At 61.6% G+C, this 21317-nt stretch carries 23 protein-coding genes; 5 read left to right on the forward strand and 18 right to left on the reverse strand.

Features of this window, described 5'->3' with window-relative positions:
* A partial coding sequence (locus ACINK1_RS12805) for an ATP-binding cassette domain-containing protein (protein WP_376800128.1) occupies positions 1–284 on the reverse strand: 284 nt, incomplete at its 3' end.
* 174 nt (positions 285–458) lie between these two features.
* On the opposite strand from ACINK1_RS12805, the gene ACINK1_RS12810 reads away from it, so the two are divergent.
* Entirely contained in the window at positions 459–1229 is a 771-nt protein-coding gene (locus ACINK1_RS12810) for a DUF3426 domain-containing protein (RefSeq protein WP_376800129.1), read from the forward strand.
* 110 nt (positions 1230–1339) lie between these two features.
* A complete protein-coding gene (locus ACINK1_RS12815) occupies positions 1340–1732 on the forward strand; it encodes a response regulator (RefSeq protein ID WP_376800130.1) in 393 nt (130 codons plus the stop codon).
* A 12-nt stretch (positions 1733–1744) separates the two neighbouring features.
* Here the strand turns inward: ACINK1_RS12815 and ACINK1_RS12820 are convergent, their stop codons facing one another.
* From ACINK1_RS12820 to argH, 4 genes are all read right to left on the reverse strand, one after another.
* Positions 1745–4348, reverse strand: coding sequence for a TIGR02302 family protein (locus ACINK1_RS12820; RefSeq protein ID WP_376800131.1), 2604 nt, complete (start codon positions 4346–4348; stop codon positions 1745–1747).
* Between the two features lie 110 nt (positions 4349–4458).
* Positions 4459–5739 carry a diaminopimelate decarboxylase gene (lysA, locus tag ACINK1_RS12825; RefSeq protein WP_376800132.1) on the reverse strand — a complete coding sequence of 427 codons (1281 nt, stop codon included), beginning with the start codon at positions 5737–5739 and terminating at the stop codon, positions 4459–4461.
* 89 nt (positions 5740–5828) lie between these two features.
* Positions 5829–6065, reverse strand: coding sequence for a hypothetical protein (locus ACINK1_RS12830; protein WP_376800133.1), 237 nt, complete (start codon positions 6063–6065; stop codon positions 5829–5831).
* A 47-nt stretch (positions 6066–6112) separates the two neighbouring features.
* The gene (gene argH / locus ACINK1_RS12835; protein ID WP_395760150.1) at positions 6113–7513 is read right to left on the reverse strand and encodes an argininosuccinate lyase; all 1401 of its coding nucleotides are present in this window, start codon (positions 7511–7513) and stop codon (positions 6113–6115) included.
* Between the two features lie 58 nt (positions 7514–7571).
* Between argH and ACINK1_RS12840 the strand changes: the two genes are divergently transcribed.
* Positions 7572–8228: a TlpA disulfide reductase family protein gene (locus ACINK1_RS12840; RefSeq protein ID WP_376803621.1), complete on the forward strand. Its 657-nt coding sequence runs from the start codon at positions 7572–7574 to the stop codon at positions 8226–8228.
* An 11-nt stretch (positions 8229–8239) separates the two neighbouring features.
* Here the strand turns inward: ACINK1_RS12840 and ACINK1_RS12845 are convergent, their stop codons facing one another.
* Entirely contained in the window at positions 8240–8941 is a 702-nt protein-coding gene (locus ACINK1_RS12845; RefSeq protein WP_376800136.1) for a glutathione S-transferase family protein, read from the reverse strand.
* Between the two features lie 148 nt (positions 8942–9089).
* On the opposite strand from ACINK1_RS12845, the gene ACINK1_RS12850 reads away from it, so the two are divergent.
* Entirely contained in the window at positions 9090–10346 is a 1257-nt protein-coding gene (locus ACINK1_RS12850; protein WP_376800203.1) for a cytochrome P450, read from the forward strand.
* A 26-nt stretch (positions 10347–10372) separates the two neighbouring features.
* Here the strand turns inward: ACINK1_RS12850 and ACINK1_RS12855 are convergent, their stop codons facing one another.
* The 8 genes from ACINK1_RS12855 to ACINK1_RS12890 all read right to left on the reverse strand — a co-directional run bounded on the left by ACINK1_RS12855 (position 10373) and on the right by ACINK1_RS12890 (position 17408).
* The gene (locus tag ACINK1_RS12855) at positions 10373–11260 is read right to left on the reverse strand and encodes a 3-hydroxybutyryl-CoA dehydrogenase (protein WP_376800137.1); all 888 of its coding nucleotides are present in this window, start codon (positions 11258–11260) and stop codon (positions 10373–10375) included.
* A 48-nt stretch (positions 11261–11308) separates the two neighbouring features.
* Positions 11309–12253 carry an electron transfer flavoprotein subunit alpha/FixB family protein gene (locus ACINK1_RS12860; RefSeq protein WP_376800138.1) on the reverse strand — a complete coding sequence of 315 codons (945 nt, stop codon included), beginning with the start codon at positions 12251–12253 and terminating at the stop codon, positions 11309–11311.
* Positions 12254–12374: 121 nt separating this feature from the next.
* Positions 12375–13127, reverse strand: a complete 753-nt coding sequence (locus ACINK1_RS12865; protein ID WP_376800139.1) for an electron transfer flavoprotein subunit beta/FixA family protein — start codon at positions 13125–13127, stop codon at positions 12375–12377.
* Between the two features lie 116 nt (positions 13128–13243).
* Complete coding sequence (locus ACINK1_RS12870) at positions 13244–13927, reverse strand: rhomboid family intramembrane serine protease (protein WP_376800140.1); 684 nt, start codon at positions 13925–13927, stop codon at positions 13244–13246.
* Between the two features lie 9 nt (positions 13928–13936).
* Positions 13937–14512, reverse strand: coding sequence for a cob(I)yrinic acid a,c-diamide adenosyltransferase (locus ACINK1_RS12875; protein ID WP_376800141.1), 576 nt, complete (start codon positions 14510–14512; stop codon positions 13937–13939).
* A 22-nt stretch (positions 14513–14534) separates the two neighbouring features.
* Entirely contained in the window at positions 14535–14726 is a 192-nt protein-coding gene (locus ACINK1_RS12880; RefSeq protein ID WP_376800142.1) for a twin transmembrane helix small protein, read from the reverse strand.
* 26 nt (positions 14727–14752) lie between these two features.
* Positions 14753–16435 (reverse strand): acyl-CoA dehydrogenase family protein, encoded by a 1683-nt coding sequence (locus tag ACINK1_RS12885; RefSeq protein ID WP_376800143.1) that lies wholly within the window; start codon positions 16433–16435, stop codon positions 14753–14755.
* 91 nt (positions 16436–16526) lie between these two features.
* The gene (locus ACINK1_RS12890) at positions 16527–17408 is read right to left on the reverse strand and encodes a DMT family transporter (protein ID WP_376800144.1); all 882 of its coding nucleotides are present in this window, start codon (positions 17406–17408) and stop codon (positions 16527–16529) included.
* A gap of 98 nt (positions 17409–17506) precedes the next feature.
* On the opposite strand from ACINK1_RS12890, the gene ACINK1_RS12895 reads away from it, so the two are divergent.
* On the forward strand, positions 17507–18400 hold the full coding sequence (locus ACINK1_RS12895) for a YihY/virulence factor BrkB family protein (protein ID WP_376800145.1): 894 nt from the start codon (positions 17507–17509) through the stop codon (positions 18398–18400).
* A gap of 118 nt (positions 18401–18518) precedes the next feature.
* Here the strand turns inward: ACINK1_RS12895 and mbfA are convergent, their stop codons facing one another.
* The 4 genes from mbfA to ACINK1_RS12915 form a co-directional block, all read right to left on the reverse strand.
* Positions 18519–19511, reverse strand: a complete 993-nt coding sequence (gene mbfA, locus ACINK1_RS12900; RefSeq protein WP_376800146.1) for an iron exporter MbfA — start codon at positions 19509–19511, stop codon at positions 18519–18521.
* 88 nt (positions 19512–19599) lie between these two features.
* Positions 19600–20031, reverse strand: coding sequence for a thioesterase family protein (locus ACINK1_RS12905; protein ID WP_376800147.1), 432 nt, complete (start codon positions 20029–20031; stop codon positions 19600–19602).
* The gene (locus ACINK1_RS12910) at positions 20028–20669 is read right to left on the reverse strand and encodes an alpha/beta hydrolase (protein WP_376800148.1); all 642 of its coding nucleotides are present in this window, start codon (positions 20667–20669) and stop codon (positions 20028–20030) included. The genes ACINK1_RS12905 and ACINK1_RS12910 overlap by 4 nt, the downstream gene beginning before the upstream one ends.
* A gap of 3 nt (positions 20670–20672) precedes the next feature.
* Positions 20673–21317 (reverse strand): DNA-3-methyladenine glycosylase, encoded by a 645-nt coding sequence (locus ACINK1_RS12915; RefSeq protein ID WP_376800149.1) that lies wholly within the window; start codon positions 21315–21317, stop codon positions 20673–20675.

The raw sequence follows: 21317 nt of genomic DNA on the forward strand, positions 1-21317 counted from the left end.
GTCATATGATCGAGCAAACGGAAATCCTGGAACACCATGCCGATACGCCGACGGGTTGCAGCGATATCGTAGGCGGTTATCGTGGCAACGTCCTGATCGAAAATGCGCGCCGCGCCGCGCGTTGGCCTGAGGGCCATGAACATGAGGCGCATGAGCGTGCTTTTTCCCGCGCCGGACGGCCCGGTGAGAAACTGGAACGAATGCGGTTCAATGACAAAGCTGACGTCGTGAAGCACCTCAGGCCCCAGATCGTAGCGCAAGCCGACATTTTCAAAAACAATCAACCGCTGCGCTCCCCACTGGCACTGTCATCGTCACCACCGTCCCGGCAGCAACACCCGATCACACGCGATCAGACGAGGCCATATATCTGTTCCACGCCCAACGTGGTTTCCAAACCTTTAACGCTTGGCCGCTAGGCTTGCATCACGTTAAACCGAAGCAGCCTCGATTCTCCCATGCGCATTGTCTGTCCCGATTGCCAATCTGCCTATGACATCAAAGCTGCCATGCTTGGTGACAAGGGCCGTATGGTCAAATGCGCTGACTGCAGCAACAAATGGTTTCAGGCGCCGGCGCCCGAGCCCGCACCTGCAGTCGAGATGCCGGAGGAAAGCGACCCTTGGGCCGAAGTTGCCGAGGAGGATGCCGCAAATGCCGCCGCCATGGCGTCACAAGCCAGCGAACAACCCTTGCCCGCCGATCAGGTGCAAGACGACATGGTCGCGGGTCCGCGGCTGCTGAAGACGGGCGGAAAAGCGCAAAAAAAATTACGAAACTTCCCCCTGTCCCCACCCCTGGCAGTCTTTGCGGCGCTATTGGCGGTCATGGTGCTCGCCGTCGCTCTGCGTACACCCTTGGTCAGAATGCAGCCTAATCTTGCCGGCTTGTTCGCCGCGATCGGCCTGCCAGTCAACACGCGTGGTCTGGCGATTGAGGCGGTCGTGCCAGCGCTTGATACCGAGCATGGTCGGCGCACGCTTTTGGTCTCCGGGACAATCCGTAATCTGACGCGAAGCGACCTTGATATCCCCGAGATGCGTCTGGCCATCCTTGACGCTAGCGGCAAGGAAGTCGCAGTCCTGGCTGCCGCACCGCCGCAACCGCGCCTTGACGCCGGCGCCACCATTCCCTTCTCGACCAGACTTGCGATGCCGGCCAGCGCTGCCCAGCGTTTCGAACTGCGCTTTGCCCGCTCTGCATCGGCACCACAGGCGTCAACCCCTTAAAATCACAATGAATTAACGTGAGTTAGCTGACCTCATCGTAATATTGCCACACCGACCAACTAAGGCTTTGAATCCTGCTTTTTCGACATGATAACAACGGAGTAGAATACATGGCGCGCGTCCTCCTGGCCGAAGATGATGACGGAGCAAGAACCCAGCTGAAACGCGCGCTGGCAAAAGATGGCCACGACGTCGTCGACGCCAGCGATGGGGGTGAGGCACTGAGCGCACTCCAGGCCGCTCCTCACAGTTTCGATCTGCTGCTGGCCGACATCAAAATGCCGGTGATGGACGGCATCGCCCTTGCCCTTGCTGCCGTCCGCGACGCGCCTGATCTGCCGATTATCCTGATGAGCGGCTATGCTGACCAGCGCGCGCGCGCCAGCAATCTCAGCACTCTGGTGCGCGACGTGATCACCAAACCCTTCACCCTGGCTGAACTGCGCGGGAGCATCGCCCGGGCTCTGGCGCCAAGCCATTCACCTGACACCATCGCCAATTAAAGACTGTCGCGGTCAGAACGGGCGCAACAAGCGCTCAAGATAGTCACGCTCGACCTGAGAACGATTGGGATCAGCCAGCCGGCGCCGCACATCCTTGAGAATTTCCTGGATGCGCTGCCCGTCAGGCCCTGGAATGCGCACGCCCGATTCCTGAAGACCATCATGGTTCTCGCGATTGTGGTCGCGCCCCAGCGGGTCGGAGTTCTGATTTCCCCGCCCATCGGCGCGTGCCTGGGGGTTGCCCGGATCGCCATCCGGGCCGCCTTCACCTTGCCCCAGCATTTCCCGCGCCAGCTGATTGGCGCCGCGCCGCAGATTTTCCAGCGCCTTGTTTTGCGGTGGCAGGGCTTCGGCTGCCCGTCCCTGCCCTAACTCGCCTTCCGCCTGGCCCATCTGCCCATCGGCCTGCCCGAAAGGAGGGCCGGGATCATGTCCGCCCTCACGCAGCTGGTCGATGAAGCGTTGCAGGCGCTCGCGCAGCGCCTGCTGGTTCTCCTGCAGGCCACCCAGGCCCTGCTCCTGCCCCGGCTCGCCATTCTCGCCGGGCTGTTCGCCTGGCTGTCCGGGGCGCTGCTGACCGCCCGGCCGCTGTTGACCCGGGCGTTGCTGGCCACCCGGCTGGCGGCGAGTGCGCTGGCGCTCACGAAACGTCTGGTCGAGTAATTTCTGCTGCTCACGGATGATATCGCCAAGTTCCTGCAGCAATTGCTCGTCGCCGCCGGGATTCTCGTCCGCAAATTGCGGACGGGCATTGCGCAGCGCGTTCAGCAAGTCCCGCAATTGCGCCATCCGCTCCTGCGCTTCCTGATGACGCCCCTGGCGCAGAAGACTTTCGATCTCGCGTAACAGCTTGTCGATATCCTGTTGGGATATGACGCGCTCTTCGCCCGTTCGTGGTGGCTGCTGGCGACCCTCGCGCCGATCCTGAAAGGCGCGCTCGGCCAGTTCCCGCATCAGGTCCTGCATCGCCTGGCGCAGATCGCGCATGATATCGCGCAGTTCCTGCTCGTTTGCCCCACGCTCCAATGCCTGTTCGAGCCGCTCCTGCGCTTGCCGCAGCGCCCGTTCGGCCGGCGACAGATCGCCATCCTCGATGAGAACGGCAACCTCCCACATCGCCTCAACGACCGCGCGCAGCTCATCATCATCGCGCGCCTGGATCAGACGATGATACAGGCTGCGCAGCGACAGATATGTCTTTTCCTCAACGACCCGGCGCTCGGGATCGATCACCAGCGCATCAAGCACCAGGGCAGCATGCTCGCGCTGATGGGCGTCCTGGGCCAGTAACCGCCGCTGCTCGACCAGCACGCGGGCAATCGGCTTGGTAAAACGGCGCTGGGGTAATTCGATGATGAGCGTCTGCGAGCGACCTTCCTGGCCGATATCATCACGGGCAACCAGCGTCATGCTGGCCAACCCGCCGGCCCAGGGATGAGCGGTGAGATCGCGGGTGAGTGTGGTGCCGGGATTGTGTCCGCGCGTGCCACCAATCGCGAGCGGCAATTCAGGCGGCTCCACGAGCGGGCGCGGCGCGGTCGGCTTGGTGTAACCGAAGGTGCGAGCAGATGCGGGCGGATCAAGCGGCTTGAACTCGGCGAAGGCCTGCGCCACGGCGTAATCATCATCGCTGCGATAGCGCAGCCTGAGCGCCCCGCTTGGCGTCTTCTGCACCGGGCCGTCAAAGCTGATCGATGGCGCCCGGTCAGGATCAACCGCAATCGTCCACTGCCGCAACTGCAGCCCATCACGCGCAAGATTGATCACGCCATCCAGATCAAGCGTCGCCCGGAAGGCCCGCGCCTGGCTGCCAAGCGTCGCCTCCGCCTCGCCGCTCGCCGCAACGCCATTAAAGGTCAACGCAATACCCTCGCCGCGATCACTGCGCAGCATCAGGATACTGCCCGCCGGGACGCGCAAGGCGCCCTCTTGCGCCCGTTTGTCAACGGCAAGAAACACCGTCGGGCGCCCCGTATAGGCTGGCGGCGTGATCCATGCGTCAATACGCGCAGGCGGCGTTGCAACCCCGCTGGCCGTAAACACCAGCCTGACCCGCTGCCAGGCGCTAGGACCAGCAAAGACGGAGCCAACAATCAACACCAGAAGCATCGCCGCGCGCAGCTGGAAGGGGTCATAACGCGCCATGTCAGGGCGCGGACGCTCCACCCTGACGAGGGCTGCACGCGCCAATTCGCGGCGCCGATGCGCCTGCCACAGACCGCGCGTCGTCGCATCATCGCTGGAAGCGGGCAGAGTGTCATAGAGGGCACCGAGCGGGCGATGCACAAGACCGCCGCCGCGATCAAGCCGGTCAATAGCGTCCTGTCGTCCCGGCATCGTAAGCTGCGCCAGTGGCGCCAGGCTGGCCAGGAACGCCGCGCCAATCACGCACAAGCCGGCAAACCGGCCATGACCATCAACCAGACCCCAGATGCCGAACCATGACAGGCAGAGGAAAAGACCAACAACCATCGCCGGCCACACGAGCGCCGGCCAGGTTCGCTCCCACAGCACAACATAGCGTGACAAAAGGATACGCTTCTCAAGCTGATCGACGATCCGGCGGCTGGCCGGATCATCGGGGAAGTGCTGGTCGCTCGCGTCCGCCTTGCTCATTCTCAGGTCCACTTCGCTTGGAACCGGCGCCGGCGGCAATCAGCCGCCCGATCACACAGCCTAGGACGCAATTGCGTTCTCTCCAAGCCCTGCCGCTGCCTGGAGAATGATCAACCCTCGGTGAGCCAGGGCGCCAGGCGATCAAGCCCGATCAATTCCTCGTAGGTCTGCCGTGGCCGGATCACCGCGTAACGCGGGCCATCGACAAGAATTTCGGGCACAAGCAGCCGCTGATTATAGGTCGACGACATCGACGCGCCATAGGCGCCCGCACTCATGAAGGCAACAAAAGCGCCGATTTCAAGAGGTGGCAGCAGGCGTTGCACGGCAAAACTGTCGCTTGATTCGCAGATCGGCCCGACCACGTCATAGGGCTGCCGGGCCGCGTCGCTGTGCTGCTGCAGCGGCCAGATATCATGATGGGCGTCATACATGGCAGGGCGCACCAGATCGTTCATCCCGGCATCCAGCACCACGAAAGTGCGCTCGGCACGGACATTGAGCGCCACCACGCGCGCAAGCAGGATGCCGGCATTGGCGATGATCACCCGTCCCGGCTCGAAACCGAGGTGAACGTCAAGGCCGTGAGTGACGCGGCGCACCATCGCCGCATAGGTTTTCACCCGCCCTTCATCCTCGCTGCCCGCCTCTCGTGCATCATAATGAACGCCAAGCCCGCCCCCAAGATCAAGATGGGTGACATTGTAGCCGGCCGCCCGCGCCGCACGCACGAGTTCAACCAGGCGCCCGAACGCCTCCTCAGGCTGGTCGAGATCAAAAATCTGGCTGCCGATATGGACCGCAAAGCCGCGCATGAGAATACCGGGCAGGCGGGTGCCTTCGCCGTAAAGACGCAAGGCATCGGCATGGCTGATCCCGAACTTATTGCTCTCATCGCCCGTCGTGATCTTGGCGTGAGCGCCAGCCCCGATCGCCGGATTGATCCGCAGCACCGTATTGACGCTGCGCCTAAGCGCGCCGGCAATGGCCGACAGGCGATAGAGCTCGCCTGGCGTCTCGACATTGATCTGCTGAATGTTGCGCGACACCGCGTAATGCAGCTCGCCATCACTCTTGCCAACCCCCGAAAAGACGATCCGCTCGGCTGGAACACCGGCAGCCAGAGCCTTGCGGATTTCACCTTCGGAAACCACGTCGACGCCGCCGCCCAGCCGCGCCACCGTGCGCAGGACGGACAGATTGCCATTGGCCTTCATCGCATAGAAGATATCAACCGGCAGCGGCGCGAAGGCCGCGCGGAAGACGCGCATATGACGCTCCAGCGTCGCGCTAGAGTAGACATAGGCGGGCGTCCCGGTGTCCGCCACCAGCCGAGCAAGATCGACGTCCTCGGCGTGGAGAATGCCATTTCGATAGTGAAAATGATGCATGGACCTGCCCGTTTTTATGAGCGTTAATCGGCTGCCGCGTCAGTCGTGCAGGTCGCGGCAAACGACATCACGGTGAGCGGGCAACGATCCTAGTTGAGAATGACGTCAATGGGCAGGGATCTGAGCGGTGGCACCGGCTGCCGGCTGGTTTTGGGTTCAATCGCTTTACCATTGGCGTCACGCGGCGGATCGATCGCCTTGCGGCCTTCCTCGTTCCAGGGCGTGACCTGATCGAGGCTGACGGGATACTCAATCGGGCTCTTCTTGCCGCAGGCGGAAACGGCAAGGGCCAGACACAGGGCCAGAGCAAGGCGGCTTGCAGACAAGGTGACGTCTCCCTAAGGACAATGGGCTCGTTTACACCATCGCGCCTTCACTTACCAACCCCTGGTGAGCCGGCAAGCGATTTAAGCCATCGGCGTGCCGCCCGCCGCACATTGGCTGGCGCCGTGCCACCTTCCGACACCCGGCTTCTGACGGACGCCGATGGCGAAAGAACGGCAAGCACATCAGCCGTGATGGCGCCGTGCTCGGCCTGCATGGCGGCAAGCGGCACGCGATGCAGCGGCACGCCCGCCGCGACCGCGCGCGCAACAATGCGCCCCGTCACATGATGCGCCTCGCGAAACGGCAGACCAAGCGTGCGCACCAGCCAGTCGGCAAGGTCAGTTGCGGTTGAATAGCCGGCACCAGCGGCCTTTTTCATGGCCGCTTCGTTGAACGTCGCTTCGCTCAGCATGCCGGTCATCGCCGCAATGCACAGTGACAGGCTGGGGAGAGCGTCAAAGAGCGGCTCCTTGTCCTCCTGCATGTCCTTGCCATAGGTGAGCGGCAATCCCTTCATCACGGTCAGCAGCGCGATCAACGCCCCATTGATGCGCCCCGTCTTGCCGCGCACCAGCTCGGCTGCATCCGGATTCTTCTTCTGCGGCATGATGGAGGAGCCGGAGGAATAGGAATCGGACATGGTGAGAAAGCCGAAAAAGGGTGTCGTCCAGATCACCATCTCCTCGGCAAAGCGCGACAGATGCATGGCGGCAATGGCGGCAGCTGCCAGCACCTCGATGGCATAATCACGATCAGACACCGCATCGAGCGAATTGCGCATCGGCCGCGTAAAACCCAATGCCTTTGCGGTCATCTGACGATCGATGGGAAACGACGTGCCGGCAAGGGCCGCCGCCCCCAGGGGCGATTCATTGAGGCGCGCACGCGCATCGGCAAAGCGGCTGCGGTCACGTCCCGCCATCTCCACATAGGCCAGCAGATGATGGCCAAGGGTCACCGGCTGGGCTGTCTGCAGATGGGTGAAACCGGGCATGACGCTGCCCGCATGCTCCAGCGCCAGCTTCGCCAGAACCTCCATGTAAGACGTGAGCTGCACCTCGATGTCATCCACCGCATCACGGACCCACAGGCGCACATCGGTCGCCACCTGATCATTGCGCGAGCGCGCCGTGTGCAAGCGCTTTGCCGGCTCGCCGATGAGTTCGGCAAGGCGGCTCTCGACATTCATGTGGATGTCTTCAAGCGCACGCGAGAATGTGAATGTGCCTTGATCAATCTCGCTCTTGACCTGATCAAGCCCGTGGTCGATGGCTGCGCGGTCGGCAGCCGAAATAATCCCGGTTTGCGCCAGCATGGCTGCATGTGCCTTGGACCCGGCGATATCCTGGGTGTAGAGCTTCTTGTCGAAGTCGATGGAGGCGTTGATTTCCTCCATGATGGCAGCCGGCCCGGCGGAAAAACGTCCGCCCCACATCTTGTTGCTCATGCGTATCGGTTCCTGACGGCGCGCGGTTTGGGACAGAACAGAAAAAGGGAAGGGTTAAGTGGCAAGTCAGCAAAACAACCGGAGGCTGTTGGTTGGCGCCCTCCTGTCGGCGTTCGGCCTGTTTGCAAGCATTGGCGCCGTATACGGGATCAGCGGGCTTTCTGGCAACAGCCCAGCAGCCGGCGAATGCGCGCTTGCCACCGCAAATGCCGAGACGCTGGCGCCGCTTGCCATCGGCGACGTCGCCGCCTTCCGCGTCGAGAAGAAGCCGGTGATCGCGCCCGATTTCACCTTCCGCGACGGCGAGGGCAATGAACGCCGCGTCGCTGATTTCAAGGGTCGCACCATCCTTCTGAATTTGTGGGCGATCTGGTGCGCCCCCTGCCGCCACGAAATGCCGGCGCTCGATGCCCTGCAGGCCAATCTCGGCAGCAAGGCGTTTGAGGTGGTCGCCGTCTCCATTGATCTCGGCAGTCCGGAAAAGCCGCGTCAGTTTCTGTCCGAAATCGGCGCCAAATCACTCGCCTTCTACCACGACCCGACGGGCAAAGCCTTCTTTACACTGCGCGCCGCCGGCCGCGCCATCGGCATGCCGGCGACACTGATCATCAATGCCGAGGGCTGCGTCGCGGGACACATGCTGGGGGCCGCCAACTGGTCATCAAATGATGCCGTCAAGCTCATCCTGGCCGTGCAGAAAGCGCAGGAAAAATAGGTGGCGAACGCTTAGCCCGTGAAACGCGTTGCTTGCGGTTTGTCCTGCGGCACTTGCGGCGAGAACTCCTTCGCGTCGGCAAACGCAGCAGCAAAAGCCGGCCGCTTGGACAATCTCGAGATATAGCTGCGGAACACGTCATCGCGGCACATGCCATAGCCGCGCGCCCAGAACACACAATGCCCCATCATGCAGTCGGCGGCGGAAAACATCTCGCCACCGATGAAGCTTGCCGCCGTGAGGCGCTTGGCGAGCTGCGGCTCGATCTCGTCGGCAAATTTCTTGCGATAGCGCGCAATCGTCCGGGGGTCGCGCTCGGCCGACGGCAGGACATGCTCATGGATGCGTATCTGCCACAGCATCATATCGACCGGGCCGGCGCCAAAATGCAGCATCTGCAGGTAATCGGCGCGCGCTGATGACAATCCCGGTGGTGGCGCGAGTTGATGACCAGGATAGGCATCAGCCAGGAATGCCAGCATCGCAGCGCTTTCATGCATGACCTGCCTCGTGCCGTCCTCCCACTCGATGTCAAGAACCGGCACGCCGTGATTGGGATTGAGACGCAGGAACTCCGGCCCATATTGCTGGCCATCATAGAGGTTCACGCGCTCCATCTCGAAAGCATCCCCCAGCACCTCATGCAACAACCATTTGACGCGCGCGCTGCGCGAAGCCGGGTAATGATAGAGTTTGAGGCGGGTGATCGACATGGGTGTAACCTCGTCGCGACGATTGAAGAGGACGCAACATAGCCCCAATATGGGTGCCGGTTGCAACGCCGATTGCCCTTAACGTAAGCTTGCTTAACGCTGCGCATCCCACGCCCGCGCAGCCAGTGTGGATCACGCCATGCCAGACATGATGGTCGCTCAAACCGGCACGCCGGCATCTCACCCTGCGGACAATGCGCGCCAGCTTGCTGCCGATTTCGATCTGCGGCACCTGCCCGCGTCATTCTACGACGACCCCTACCCGACCTTTCACGCCCTTCGTGCGAGCAACCCGGTCCTCCCCCTTGGTCCCGGCAGCTACCTGCTGACGCGCCATGCCGATCTCATGACCGTCTACAAGGACGCGAAACTCTTCTCGTCTGACAAAAAGGCGGAATTCCTGCCCAAATTCGGCAATGGCCTGCTCTATCAGCACCACACGACAAGCCTCATCTTCAACGATCCACCGCTCCATACGCGGGTTCGCCGTATCATCGCGGGTGCGCTCAATCCGCGCGCTGTTGCTGATCTTGAAGGGCCGATGATCACCATGGTGGACGGGCTTCTTGATCGCATGGCGGCCAGGGGAGAGGCTGACATCATCGCCGATCTGGCGGCTTCAGTGCCGATCGAGGTGATCGGCAACCTGCTCGCCATCCCTCATGAGCGCCGTGGACCGTTACGCGACTGGTCGCTTGCCATTCTGGGCGCGCTTGAGCCGCAGCCAACAGCCGCCATGCTGGAGAGCGGGGAGATCGCGGTACGCGATTTTCTGGATTATCTGCGCGTGCTGGTCGCCGAGCGTCGGGCAAGCCCCGGTAACCCCGACAGCGACGTTTTGACGCGGCTCATCCAGGGCGAGACGGATGGCGAACAACTGTCAGAAATCGAATTACTGCAGAACTGCATTTTCATTCTCAATGCCGGCCACGAGACGACCACCAATCTCATCGGCAACGGGCTCTTCAATCTTCTCGAATGGCCGCAGGAAAAGGCAAGATTACTTGCCAACCCCGCGCTCATCACCTCGGCGATAGAGGAGTTCTTGCGCTTCGACAGCCCCGTCCAGCTCGGCAATCGCATCACCACCGCGCCAACCCGGCTGGGCGATGTTGATATGCCAGCCGGTACCTTCGTTACGCTGGCCATTGCTGCGGCAAATCGCGATCCCGCAGCATTCACCGATCCTGACCGGCTCGATCTCGCCCGCCTGAATAATCGCCACGTCGCCTTTGCATCCGGCGTTCACGTCTGTGTCGGCCTGACGATTGCCCGCATGGAAGGGCGCGTGGCGATCTTACGTTTTCTGCAGCGTTTCCCGAATTATCGCCTGTCGGGCGCACCTGTGCGTGGCAACCGGGCGCGCTTTCGTGGTTTTCTGGCGCTGCCCGTCCATCTCGGCTGAGTGCCGGTGCCGCAACGAGGCAGCACTCAGCGCGTTGGCACCGGCTTCTCGCCGCGATAATCGTAAAACCCACGCTGGGTCTTGCGCCCCAGCCAACCGGCCTCGACATATTTGACGAGCAACGGGCAGGGGCGGTATTTCGAATCAGCCAGCCCATCATGCAGCACCTGCATCACCGACAGGCAGGTATCAAGCCCGATGAAATCGGCAAGCTGCAGCGGCCCCATCGGATGGTTCGCCCCAAGACGCATGGCCGTATCAATGGATTCGACCGAGCCCACACCCTCATAGAGAGTATAAACCGCCTCGTTGATCATCGGCAGCAGGATACGGTTGACGATGAAGGCGGGAAAATCCTCCGCCACCGCCATCGTCTTGCCGAGTTTGCGCACCAGATTTTTGCAGGCATCAAAAGTGTCATCATCGGTGGCAATGCCACGGATGACCTCGACGAGGGGCATCAGCGGAACCGGATTCATGAAATGAATGCCGATGAAACGCCCCGGACGATCGGTCGACGCCGCGAGGCGGGTGATGGAGATCGACGACGTGTTGGACGCCAGAAGAGCATCCGGCCGCACCACCTTGCATACGGCGGCAAAAATCTTGCGCTTGACTTCTTCGTTCTCAACCGCGCTCTCGATCACGAGATCGGTATCAGCGAGCGCCTCGGGTTTTTCGCTCGCGGTAATACGCGCCAGTCCGGCAGCGCGATCAGCCTCCGTGATGGTCCCGCGTGCCACCTGGCGGGCCATATTGCCATTGATCGTCGCCAGCCCCGACTGCACGCGCTCGAGCGTCACGTCGCTGAGGATGACATCGTAACCGGCAAGCGCGCACACATGAGCGATACCATTGCCCATCTGCCCGGCGCCAATGATGCCAATCGTTCGGATATCTGGTGTCATAGACATGCCCCGCTCGCGCCTGGCCAGCCGTCGACCCTACCCCCGCGCCCCATGCTACTTGCCGATCTTGCTGAGTTCGGCCTGAAGTTCGGGCAACACGGTGAAGAGATCACCGACGAGACCGTAATCAGCCACCTGGAAGATCGGCGCTTCCTCATCCTTGTTGATGGCCACGATAACCTTGGAATCTTTCATCCCGGCCAGATGCTGGATGGCGCCTGAGATGCCGATGGCGACGTAAAGATCAGGCGCCACGACCTTGCCCGTTTGTCCCACCTGATAATCATTGGGCGCATAGCCGGCATCGACCGCCGCGCGCGAGGCGCCAACGGCTGCACCGAGCTTGTCGGCAAGCGGCTCGATCATTTCCTTGAATTTGTCGGACGAGCCAAGCGCCCGCCCGCCGGAGACGATGATCTTGGCCGATGTCAGTTCCGGGCGATCCGACTTCGACAATTCTTCAGCAACGAATTGCGACAGCCCGGCTGCGGCGGGAACGCCGACAGCCTCAATGGGCGCCGCGCCGCCTTCGGCTGCCGCCTTGAAGGAGGCTGTGCGCACCGTGACGACTTTTTTGGCATCCTGCGACTGCACCGTCTGGATGGCGTTTCCGGCATAGATCGGTCGCTCGAACGTATCAGCACCGTGAACGGCGATCACTTCTGAAATCTGCATCACATCAAGGAGTGCGGCGACGCGCGGCATGACATTCTTGCCGGTCGTGGAGGCAGCCGCGATGATCGCATCATACCCATTCGCAAGACTGACGATGAGGGCCGCCATCGGCTCTGCCAGCTGATGGGCAAGCGACGCATCATCTGCCACCCTGATTTTAGCCACACCGGCGAGCCTGGAGGCCGCCTGCGCCACCGTGCCGCACTGACTGCCCGCGACCAGCACATGGATATCGCCGCCCATTGCTATGGCAGCGGTCAAAGCCTTGTGGGTCGAATCTTTCAAAACATTGTCGGCGTGTTCAGCGACAAGAAGAATGGTCATCTTTTGGCTCCGTGAACCCTAGAGCATGCTGCGAAAAAAAGTGGAAACCGGCTTTTCGATAACAGCATGCGAAAACAATAAGATAAGAGCATGTTGCGATTTCGTGTTACCGCAATCTGTACTAGAGAACGCCCGCTTCGTTTTTCAGCTTGGCAACCAGTTCGGCAACCGACCCGACCTTGCCTCCCGCCTTGCGCTGCGGCGGCTCGGTCGTTTTCAGCACTTTGAGGCGCGGCGCCATATCCACACCGAAATCAGCCGGCGTCTTTTCATCAAGCGGCTTCTTCTTGGCCTTCATGATGTTGGGAAGCGAGGCATAGCGCGGCTCGTTGAGGCGCAGGTCGGTGGTCACGATCGCCGGCAACGTCAGTTTGACCGTCTGCAGACCGCCATCAACCTCACGGGTGACCGACAGGTCGGAGCCATTGATCTCGACCTTCGAGGCAAACGTGCCCTGTGCCCAGCCAAGGAGGGCTGCCAGCATCTGCCCTGTCTGGTTGCAGTCATCATCAATGGCCTGCTTGCCCAGAATGATGAGATCGGGCTTTTCCACCTCGGCGATGGCCTTGAGAATTTTGGCAACCGCCAGCGGCTCGCTCACCGCATCGGTTTTGACCAGGATACCGCGATCAGCACCCATGGCAAGCGCGGTACGGATGGTTTCAGCCGCCTTGTCCGGCCCGATCGATACCGCCACGATCTCACCTTTGGCGATGCCCTTTTCCTTCAGGCGGATCGCTTCTTCAATAGCGATTTCGTCAAACGGATTCATCGACATCTTGATATTGGCAAGCTCAACGCCCGACCCGTCGGCCTTGACCCGGATCTTGACGTTGTAATCGACCACCCGTTTCACCGGGACAAGTATCTTCATGACGGCGAGCGCTCCCTTGTCATGCCTTTTTATGGTTGGCGACCGTAACGGCCCCGTCCGGCAAAAGTCAACGCACCGCAACATCGCAGCGCCTGATTTCGCCAATCAGCCGGTATTCATACGTAAATTCGTCGCCGCATCGTCAGGATGATGACAGCCCCCGCAGCAAGGCCGCCGATATGGGCAAGCCATGCGACGCCATCGCCTTGCGCCCCGCTCAGCACCTGCCAGAATTGAATGACGATCCAGCCGCCTAGCGCCAGCCATGCCTCGACCCTGAGCGGCAGACGCCAGAAGAGCAACACCCAGACACGGGCATGAGGAAACAGCAGGAAATAGGCGGCGATAACACCCGCCACCGCGCCCGAGGCGCCGATCAGCGGGGCTTCGGAGGCGTGCGGTCCGAGCCAGGCAAATGTCAGCGCCGCAACAACGCCACATGTGAGATAAAACAGAACATAGCGCCAGGACCCCAGCGCATCTTCGATGTTGTCGCCAAACACCCACAAAAACAGCATGTTGCCGATCAGATGCAGCCAGTCGACATGAAGAAACATATAGGTGAACGGCGTCAGCACCTGCGGGATCAGATAAAGATGCGCCGGCAGATCGGCATAGCGGTTGAGAACAGCCGGTATGACGCCAAGCCCCAGGCTCGCTCGTTGCAACCCCTCATCACCGGCGACCAGGCCGGAACCAACCATGAGATGAACAAGGACCGTGAGGGCGATGATCGTCCAGTTGGCATAGGCATGAACGATGTGGCGTAGCGGATTGTCGTCGTGAAGCGGGATGACCATGGAGAGATCCTAGCACGCGCCGTCTTTTGACCACAGGACGTCCCCTTCGCCGCGACCATTCACATGGCGACCGGCGACAAAAAAGAAATCCGACAGGCGATTGACGTATTTGAGCGCGTCATCCGACACCCCCGCCCCGTCATGGGCAGCAAGCTCGACCATCAGCCGCTCCGCCCGCCGGCACACCGTCCGGCACTGGTGGAGATAGGCCGCAGCCGGCGTCCCGCCAGGCAGAATGAAGGCTTTGAGCGGCGGCAATTCGCCGGTGAGCCGGTCGATATCATCCTCGATGCGCTTCACATGCGCAGATGAGATGCGCGGCACCGGAAACGCCGGCGGCTCATCGCCTTCCGGCGTGCACAGATCGGCACCAAGATCGAACAGATCATGCTGGATGCGCCCCAGCATCGCATCCACCACCGGCTCGCGGTCAAGCGTGTGGAGGCGCGCCACGCCGATGGCGGCGTTGGTCTCATCGATTGTGCCATAGGCGCTGACCCGCAGATCGAATTTCTTCACCCGCTGGCCGCTGAAGAGCCCGGTCGTACCGTCATCACCCGTACGGGTATAAATGCGTGTTGCCATCGCCGACCTGTGCCTTTGTCCGCTAGCGGCCAGACAACCACAGAAGCGCCATCAACACCATGACAGCGACGAATTGCAGCATGACGCGCATGCGCATCAGACGCTGCGAGGTGTTGGCAGAGCCCCCCTTGGCCATGTTCCACAGTCCGCGAACAAGCACAACCACGACAGCCAAAACGGCCAGAAAGGAGAGAATTTTGACGATCGTGTCCATGGTGCCTCTACTCTCTCGCTGAAATGCTAATTGCTGCCTTCAAGCAGGCGCCGCGCAATCACCTGCGCCTGGATTTCGGCCGCGCCCTCGAAGATGTTGAGAATGCGCGCATCGCACAGCACCCGCGACACCGGATATTCCAGCGCAAAGCCGTTGCCGCCATGGATCTGCAAGGCATTGTCGGCGGCAGCCCAGGCGATCCGCGCGCCGAGCAGTTTCGCCATGCCCGCTTCAAGATCACAGCGCCGGCCACCATCTTTTTCGCGCGCCGCGAAATAGGTGAGCTGGCGGGCAATCGCTACTTCAACCGCCATCATGACGATCTTGTCGGCGACCCGCGGGAAGGCGATGAGCGGCTTGCCAAACTGCACCCGCTCGCTGGCATAGCGGATCGCCAGATCAAGCGCCGACTGGGCAACGCCGACAGCGCGCGCGGCCGTCTGGATACGGGCTGATTCAAAGGTCTGCATGAGCTGTTTGAAGCCCTGCCCCTCGACACCGCCCAGCAGATTGCCGGCCTTCACCTTGAAGCCGTCGAACGCAATCTCGAATTCCTTCATGCCGCGATAGCCCAGCACCTCGATCTCGCCGCCTGTCATGCCATCGGCTGGAAACGGATCGGCATCGCTGCCGCGCGGCTTTTCCGCCAGCAGCATGCTCAAGCCCCTGTAGCCTGGCGCCTGGGGGTCAGTGCGCACCAACAGCGTCATCAGATCGGCCCTGACCGGATGGGTGATCCACGTCTTGTTGCCGGTGACGCTGTAATGGTCACCCTCGCGCACCGCCCGCGTCTTCAGGCTCGCCAGATCTGACCCGGTATTGGGCTCGGTGAAAACGGCGGTGGGCAGAATGGCGCCGGAGGCAATCAGTGGCAGCCATGTCTCCTTCTGCAAATCCGTGCCGCCGGCGAGGATCAACTCGCAGGCAATCTCGGAGCGCGTCCCCAGCGAGCCAACACCGATATAGCCGCGCGACAACTCTTCCGAGACGACGCACATCGATTCCTTGCCAAGTCCCATGCCGCCGAATTCCGGCGGCACGGTGAGCCCGAAAACGCCGAGTTCCGCCAGTTTGGAAATGACCTCAAGGGGAATATAGGCGTTGTCGAGATGCCAGCCATGGGCATAAGGCGCCACTTCGCTGTCGCTGAACTTGCGCATCTCGGAGCGGATGGCTTCAAGCGTCTCGTCAAGCCCGCTATCGCCGATCACCCCATGTCCTGACCCCTCGCCTATCAGCGCGATGAGTTCGGCGCGGTTCGCTACCGTGTTGCCGGATGCCATCAGCGCCTTGACGGCCGGCGTCAGCGCCTGCGCCACCTCGGATTCGCTGAGATAAAGGTCGCTCGGGCGCACCATCTCGCCCTGGCTCATGGGGATGCCGCCAAAAATCTGTGTCAGATACTCGCCCGCACCAATCGCGATGATCAGTTCCTCGGTGCGGGTCAGCCGCCCATCCGCCGCCAGGCGCTCGCCGTACCGGCCAAGCTCCTGCAGCGCCGCGATCTGGGTCGCCAGCCACGCAAGCCCATGTGCGGCACGCTGTTCGCTTTCAAGCCTGACCGGATCAAGAGCTGCGCTGGAAATGACGCGCGCGCGGATCGCTGCTTGCGCTCTCAGCTTCAGCGTTTCGACCGCCGGCAACGCGTCCCCGACCAGGCTTGCCGCATCGCTCGGCACGAGGGAGGACATGGCAGTTGCAAGAGACATCGGGAACCCCCTCTAAAGACGACATGGCGTTGCTCACCTTGCGCTTAAAAGGTCTTTGCGCAGTGCACAATGCGGCTTTTGGCCCGGACCATCAACCGCGCGTCGCAAGATAGACACCCGCGGCAACCACCGCCATGCCTAAAAGCTGCAGCAGCACGAGCGTTTCACCGAACATCACATAGGCCTGCAACGCTGCCGTCGGCGGAATGAGATAGATGAGCGCTGATGTGCGCGCGACCGAGCCATGGCGGATCATCATGAGCAACAGGGCGATCGCGCCGATCGACAAAACCAGAACCGCCCAGGCAAGCGCATAGAACGTCTCCGGCACCAGATCGAAACGCATCGGCTCGAGCACGAAGGCAACCGGCAGCGTCACCAGGAAGGCGCCCAGGTATTGCCAGGCAGCGAGGGTACGCAGATCAGGGCTGCCAAGAAAGCGCTTCTGGTGGAAGGTACCAAACGTCACCGACACCATGGCCACCACGTTAACAGCCAGCGGAACGACCAGCCCGCTCAGTTGTTCGACATCAGTGGCAGCAAACTTCGGCTGAAGCACAATGAGAATACCAACGAAGCCAAGACCAACGCCTACCCAGCGCCGCAAGCTGATCGTCTCGCCGCTGAAAGGGCGGGCGAGGAGCGCGGTGAGGAGAGGTTGCAACGCAGCGATCAGCGCGGAAATCCCCGCCGGCAGGCCTTGCGAGATCGGCCACCACACACCACCCAGATAGACCGCGTGCATGAGCGCTCCCGACACCAGCATGTTGACGGCTTCGCGCTTGCTCGAGGGTTGTCGTGCGCCAGCCGCCAGCGCGAACGCACCCACCAGCAGACCGGCGGTGGCATAACGGACCGACAGAAAGGTCAGCGGATCAGCGTGTGGCGCGGCATATTTCGCAACGATCCAGCCGGTTGACCAGATAAAAACGAATATCGCCGGCGCCAGGCGAAGGATTAGGGCAGGCGTCATGGCGCGGTCGTAGACGAGGTGCCGGTTACAGGCAATCACCTAAAGGTATCTGGCGTTTGCCGCTGTCCCGCTCTATCTGCTCTCACGAGGGAGTGCCGATGCCTGTCTATTATTTCCTGCGCCGCTGCGTGACCGTCGCCTGGGACGCCTATTGGCGCTTCACCTATAATGATGGCTGGGCGATTGCGAGCCACATCGCGCTGTCGGCGTTGCTGGCAATCTTTCCCTTCCTTATTTTTGTGACCGCTCTGGCCGCTTTCTTCGGCACCGTCGATCTCGCCAATCAGGTGGTCGACCTGCTGTTTGCCGCCTGGCCGGACCGTATCGTCGTACCCATCCGCGCCGAGCTTGCCAATGTCCTGAGCAATCAGCGCCGCGATCTGCTGACGCTGGGTGCGGCACTGATGCTGTGGTTCTCGTCATCGGGCGTCGAGGCTGTCCGCGTCGGTCTCAACCGTGCCTATGGCGAGCGCGAGACGCGCTGGTGGTTCCAGACGCGGGCGCAATCGATGTTCTTCGTCGTCCTCGGCGCTTTCGGCCTGCTTGCCCTGTCCTTTTTCATCGTTCTGGCGCCAGCAGCCTTCCAGGCGGCTGAAGCCCTCTTCCCCAATCTTGCCGTCCAGATCGACGAATTGCAGCAGCGCGTGCTCACCTCGCGCTATGCGATTACGGCTGCCATCCTGCTGACGGCGCTCCTCTGCGCCCACCTGTTTCTGCCGGCCGGCTCGCGACGCCTGCGTGACGTGCTGCCCGGTATTGTCGTGACGCTGGTCCTATGGATCGTTGCTGCAACGACATTTGCCTATTACCTGACGCGCTTTGCCAATTACGCCCGCACCTACGCCGGCTTCGCCTCGGTGATGATCGCCCTGGTGTTTTTATACTTCATCGCCGTCATCTTCATTCTCGGTGGCGAATTGAATTCAGCATGGCTGCGCTCCCGACAGGCCAAACCGGCGCCGGCACCAACCCTCTTTCCCATCGATCGCTGAGGAAGGCGATACGCCGGCTAGGGCATGCTGCGAAAAAGTGGGAACCGGATTTTCGATAACAGCCTGCGAAAACAATAAGATGAGAGCAGGTTGCGATTCCGTGTAAACGCAATGCGCTCTAGGCACTGCCAAGAAGAATACCCGTCAGAAAGACGAGGAACCCGCCAAGCACCACCTGGAAAGCTGCCCGCATGAAGGGAGTATCCATATATTTGGCGCGGATCCACGCAATCACCCACAATTCGATGAGAACGATGACGCTTGCAATCGCGGTGGCGATCCAGAACGCATTGGGGACGCGGTCAGGCACCAGATAGGGCAGCGTATGGCCAACGCCGCCAAGCGTCGTCATGATGCCGCATACCGCCCCGCGCAGCCACGGCCCGCCGCGCCCCGTCATCGAGCCATCGTCCGACAGCGCTTCGGCAAAGCCCATGGAAATCCCCGCACCGATGGAGGCTGCCATGCCGATCAGGAACGTTTCCCAATTATTCTGGGTGGCAAAGGCCGCCGCAAATACCGGAGCAAGCGTTGACACTGAGCCATCCATCAATCCCGCCAGTCCGGGCTGGACATATTGCAGGATGAACATGCGCTTTTGCGTCGCCTCTTCTTCGGCGCGCGCGTCCGGCGTCAGATTGGCTTCCTCAAGCTTGCCGGCCATGTGCTCATGGCTTGCTTCGGCTGCCGCCAGATCGCCCAGCAGCTTGCGGATATCAGGGTCGCTCGCCCGCGCCATGGCGGTTCGATAAAATCGTGCCGCCTGATATTCCATCGTCGCCGCCTCACGGCGCACGAGGTCAAGCGTCAATGGCTGAAGCGTCCACACCGGCTTGTGGCGGATAAAACCCGAGACATCCTCGCGACGCACCAGCGGAATGTGATCGCCGAACTTGCTCTTGAACAGATCGATGAGGGAGCGGCGATGGCCGTCCTCCTCGATCGCCATTTCCTCGAAGATACGTGCCGAGGCGGAAAAATCAGCACGAAGCCGCTCGGCGATATCGCGATAGCGATGCGCGTCCTCTTCCTCGGCGGCAATGGCAAGCGCCAGTATTTCCTTCATCGACAGGCTGTCGAACGAGCGGCGTGAGAGCTGAAATCGGAACACGGATGCGATGCCTTCCACCTGATATAATTTAGAGGCATTCTAAACTGAGCGGATGCGGTTTGTGAAGCCCGCCGGGAGCCGGATCGTCTTACGCGACAATATGCGCCAGCGCCGCCCGCAGATCCCGCGGAACGGGGACGGGGCGGCGGGTTTTCGAATCGACATAAACGTGAACAAAATGCCCGTGCGCGGCGCATTCCCGCTCACCTTCGGCGAAAATACCGATCTCATAGCGCACCGAACTCGTGCCGATCCGGGCAGCGAGCACGCCCGCTTCCACAATCTGGGGATAGGACAGGGCGGAAAAATAGGTGCACCCCGTTTCGACCACGAGCCCGACAACGGCGCTCTCCAGCGGCTTTAAGCCGCCTTCCTCGATGAGGAAACGGTTGGCGGCGGCGTCGAAAAACGACAGGTAAACAACGTTGTTGAGGTGGCCATACATATCATTGTCCGACCAGCGCGTCGTGATGGTCGTAAAATAGCGGAAATCGCTGCGCGGGCGCGGCGCCGCCCTCATGCGAGCGCCTCGCTCAGGAATTGCCCGCCAAGCCTCAACCCCTCGCCGTCGATGCCGTGGCCAAGCCCCGGGCAGACATGGAAGCGCGCCGGTCGGCCCGCTTCACCCAGCGCCTGGGCCGCGTCAAACATGAAATTGATCGGCAGCATTTGATCCTGATCGCCGTGGATGAGCAGAATCGGCGGCGTTGCGGTGGCCTCGCCCAGATGTTCCGGCCCCGCGAGGAGCCCCGAATAGCCGAGAATGGCGCCCGGACCCCGCAGGCGGCGCAGACCGACATGAAGCGCCATCATCGTCCCTTGCGAGAAGCCAACCAGTGCCAGCCTGGTGCCATCAAGCGCGTAGCGTTGCAGCTCGCTGTCGAGATAGGCGTTGAGACCAGCGGCAGCAGCGCTCGTACCGCGCCAGCGCTCGGAGGGGTCGCGCATGGTGAGCGCGAACCATTGCCGGCCCATGGGCGCACCCGCACAGGGCTCCGGCGCATGCGGGCTTGCGAAGGCGGTATCGGGCAGGATGTGCGCCCAATGGCGCCCGATATCGATGAGATCATCACCATTGGCGCCGTAGCCATGAAGAAAAACAACCAGATTTTTTGCCTTGCCGCCTGAGCTTGGCGCCAGGCGCGGACCGTTGAGCATGATTTACCCCGTTACCCCTTCGCGCATTTTGACGACGCGGTAATAAGCCCAGAGCAGCCGTGCCGCAACACCGCGCCAGGGCCGCCAGGCTTCCGCCATGGCAAGCAACGCCTTTTCCTTGGGCCGGCTATCCAGCGCGTAAGCAATGCGCACCGCCTCCTGCAGCGCCAGATCGCCGGCAGCAAAAGCATCGCCATGGCCCAGACAGAACAGGCAATAGATATCCGCCGTCCACGGGCCGATGCCGGGCAGCGCCGTCAATTTCTCCCGCACCCCGTCACTGTCGAGCGTCAGCAGCACGTCGTGATCAAGCTCGCCCTTCACCATCGCCTTGGCGGCTGCCTTGAGTGTTTTTACCTTGGCCGCCGAAAGGCCGGCGGCACGTAGCGTCGCCTCCCGCTTCAAGGCAAAGCGCTTGGGATCAAGACCTGGAACCAGTGCTTCCACCCGCGCCTCGATGGCATTTGCCGCCTTGACCGATAATTGTTGCGCAATCACGATACCGGCAAGGCCGGCAAAGCCGCCTGCGGAGCGACGCAGCGGCAGCGGCCCGGCAAGGGCGCTCATCTCGGCAAACACAGGATCACGCGTCATGAGCCAGGCAAGCCCGGAGGCGATATCCTCGTCCGAATCGATGCGTGTGCTCAT

The organism is Raskinella chloraquaticus (SeqCode), from assembly GCF_021731865.1.
GTDB lineage: Bacteria > Pseudomonadota > Alphaproteobacteria > Rhizobiales > UBA4765 > Raskinella > Raskinella chloraquaticus.

Coding starts and splice junctions, on each gene's coding strand:
- ACINK1_RS12810 (WP_376800129.1), top strand. CDS start 459: ATGCGCATTGTCTGTCCCGATTGCCAATCTGCCTATGACATCAAAGCT.
- ACINK1_RS12815 (WP_376800130.1), top strand. CDS start 1,340: ATGGCGCGCGTCCTCCTGGCCGAAGATGATGACGGAGCAAGAACCCAG.
- ACINK1_RS12820 (WP_376800131.1), bottom strand. CDS start 4,348: ATGAGCAAGGCGGACGCGAGCGACCAGCACTTCCCCGATGATCCGGCC.
- lysA (WP_376800132.1), bottom strand. CDS start 5,739: ATGCATCATTTTCACTATCGAAATGGCATTCTCCACGCCGAGGACGTC.
- argH (WP_395760150.1), bottom strand. CDS start 7,513: ATGAGCAACAAGATGTGGGGCGGACGTTTTTCCGCCGGGCCGGCTGCC.
- ACINK1_RS12845 (WP_376800136.1), bottom strand. CDS start 8,941: ATGTCGATCACCCGCCTCAAACTCTATCATTACCCGGCTTCGCGCAGC.
- ACINK1_RS12850 (WP_376800203.1), top strand. CDS start 9,090: ATGATGGTCGCTCAAACCGGCACGCCGGCATCTCACCCTGCGGACAAT.
- ACINK1_RS12855 (WP_376800137.1), bottom strand. CDS start 11,260: ATGTCTATGACACCAGATATCCGAACGATTGGCATCATTGGCGCCGGG.
- ACINK1_RS12860 (WP_376800138.1), bottom strand. CDS start 12,253: ATGACCATTCTTCTTGTCGCTGAACACGCCGACAATGTTTTGAAAGAT.
- ACINK1_RS12865 (WP_376800139.1), bottom strand. CDS start 13,127: ATGAAGATACTTGTCCCGGTGAAACGGGTGGTCGATTACAACGTCAAG.
- ACINK1_RS12870 (WP_376800140.1), bottom strand. CDS start 13,927: ATGGTCATCCCGCTTCACGACGACAATCCGCTACGCCACATCGTTCAT.
- ACINK1_RS12875 (WP_376800141.1), bottom strand. CDS start 14,512: ATGGCAACACGCATTTATACCCGTACGGGTGATGACGGTACGACCGGG.
- ACINK1_RS12880 (WP_376800142.1), bottom strand. CDS start 14,726: ATGGACACGATCGTCAAAATTCTCTCCTTTCTGGCCGTTTTGGCTGTC.
- ACINK1_RS12885 (WP_376800143.1), bottom strand. CDS start 16,435: ATGTCTCTTGCAACTGCCATGTCCTCCCTCGTGCCGAGCGATGCGGCA.
- ACINK1_RS12890 (WP_376800144.1), bottom strand. CDS start 17,408: ATGACGCCTGCCCTAATCCTTCGCCTGGCGCCGGCGATATTCGTTTTT.
- ACINK1_RS12895 (WP_376800145.1), top strand. CDS start 17,507: ATGCCTGTCTATTATTTCCTGCGCCGCTGCGTGACCGTCGCCTGGGAC.
- ACINK1_RS12905 (WP_376800147.1), bottom strand. CDS start 20,031: ATGAGGGCGGCGCCGCGCCCGCGCAGCGATTTCCGCTATTTTACGACC.
- ACINK1_RS12910 (WP_376800148.1), bottom strand. CDS start 20,669: ATGCTCAACGGTCCGCGCCTGGCGCCAAGCTCAGGCGGCAAGGCAAAA.
- ACINK1_RS12915 (WP_376800149.1), bottom strand. CDS start 21,317: ATGAGCACACGCATCGATTCGGACGAGGATATCGCCTCCGGGCTTGCC.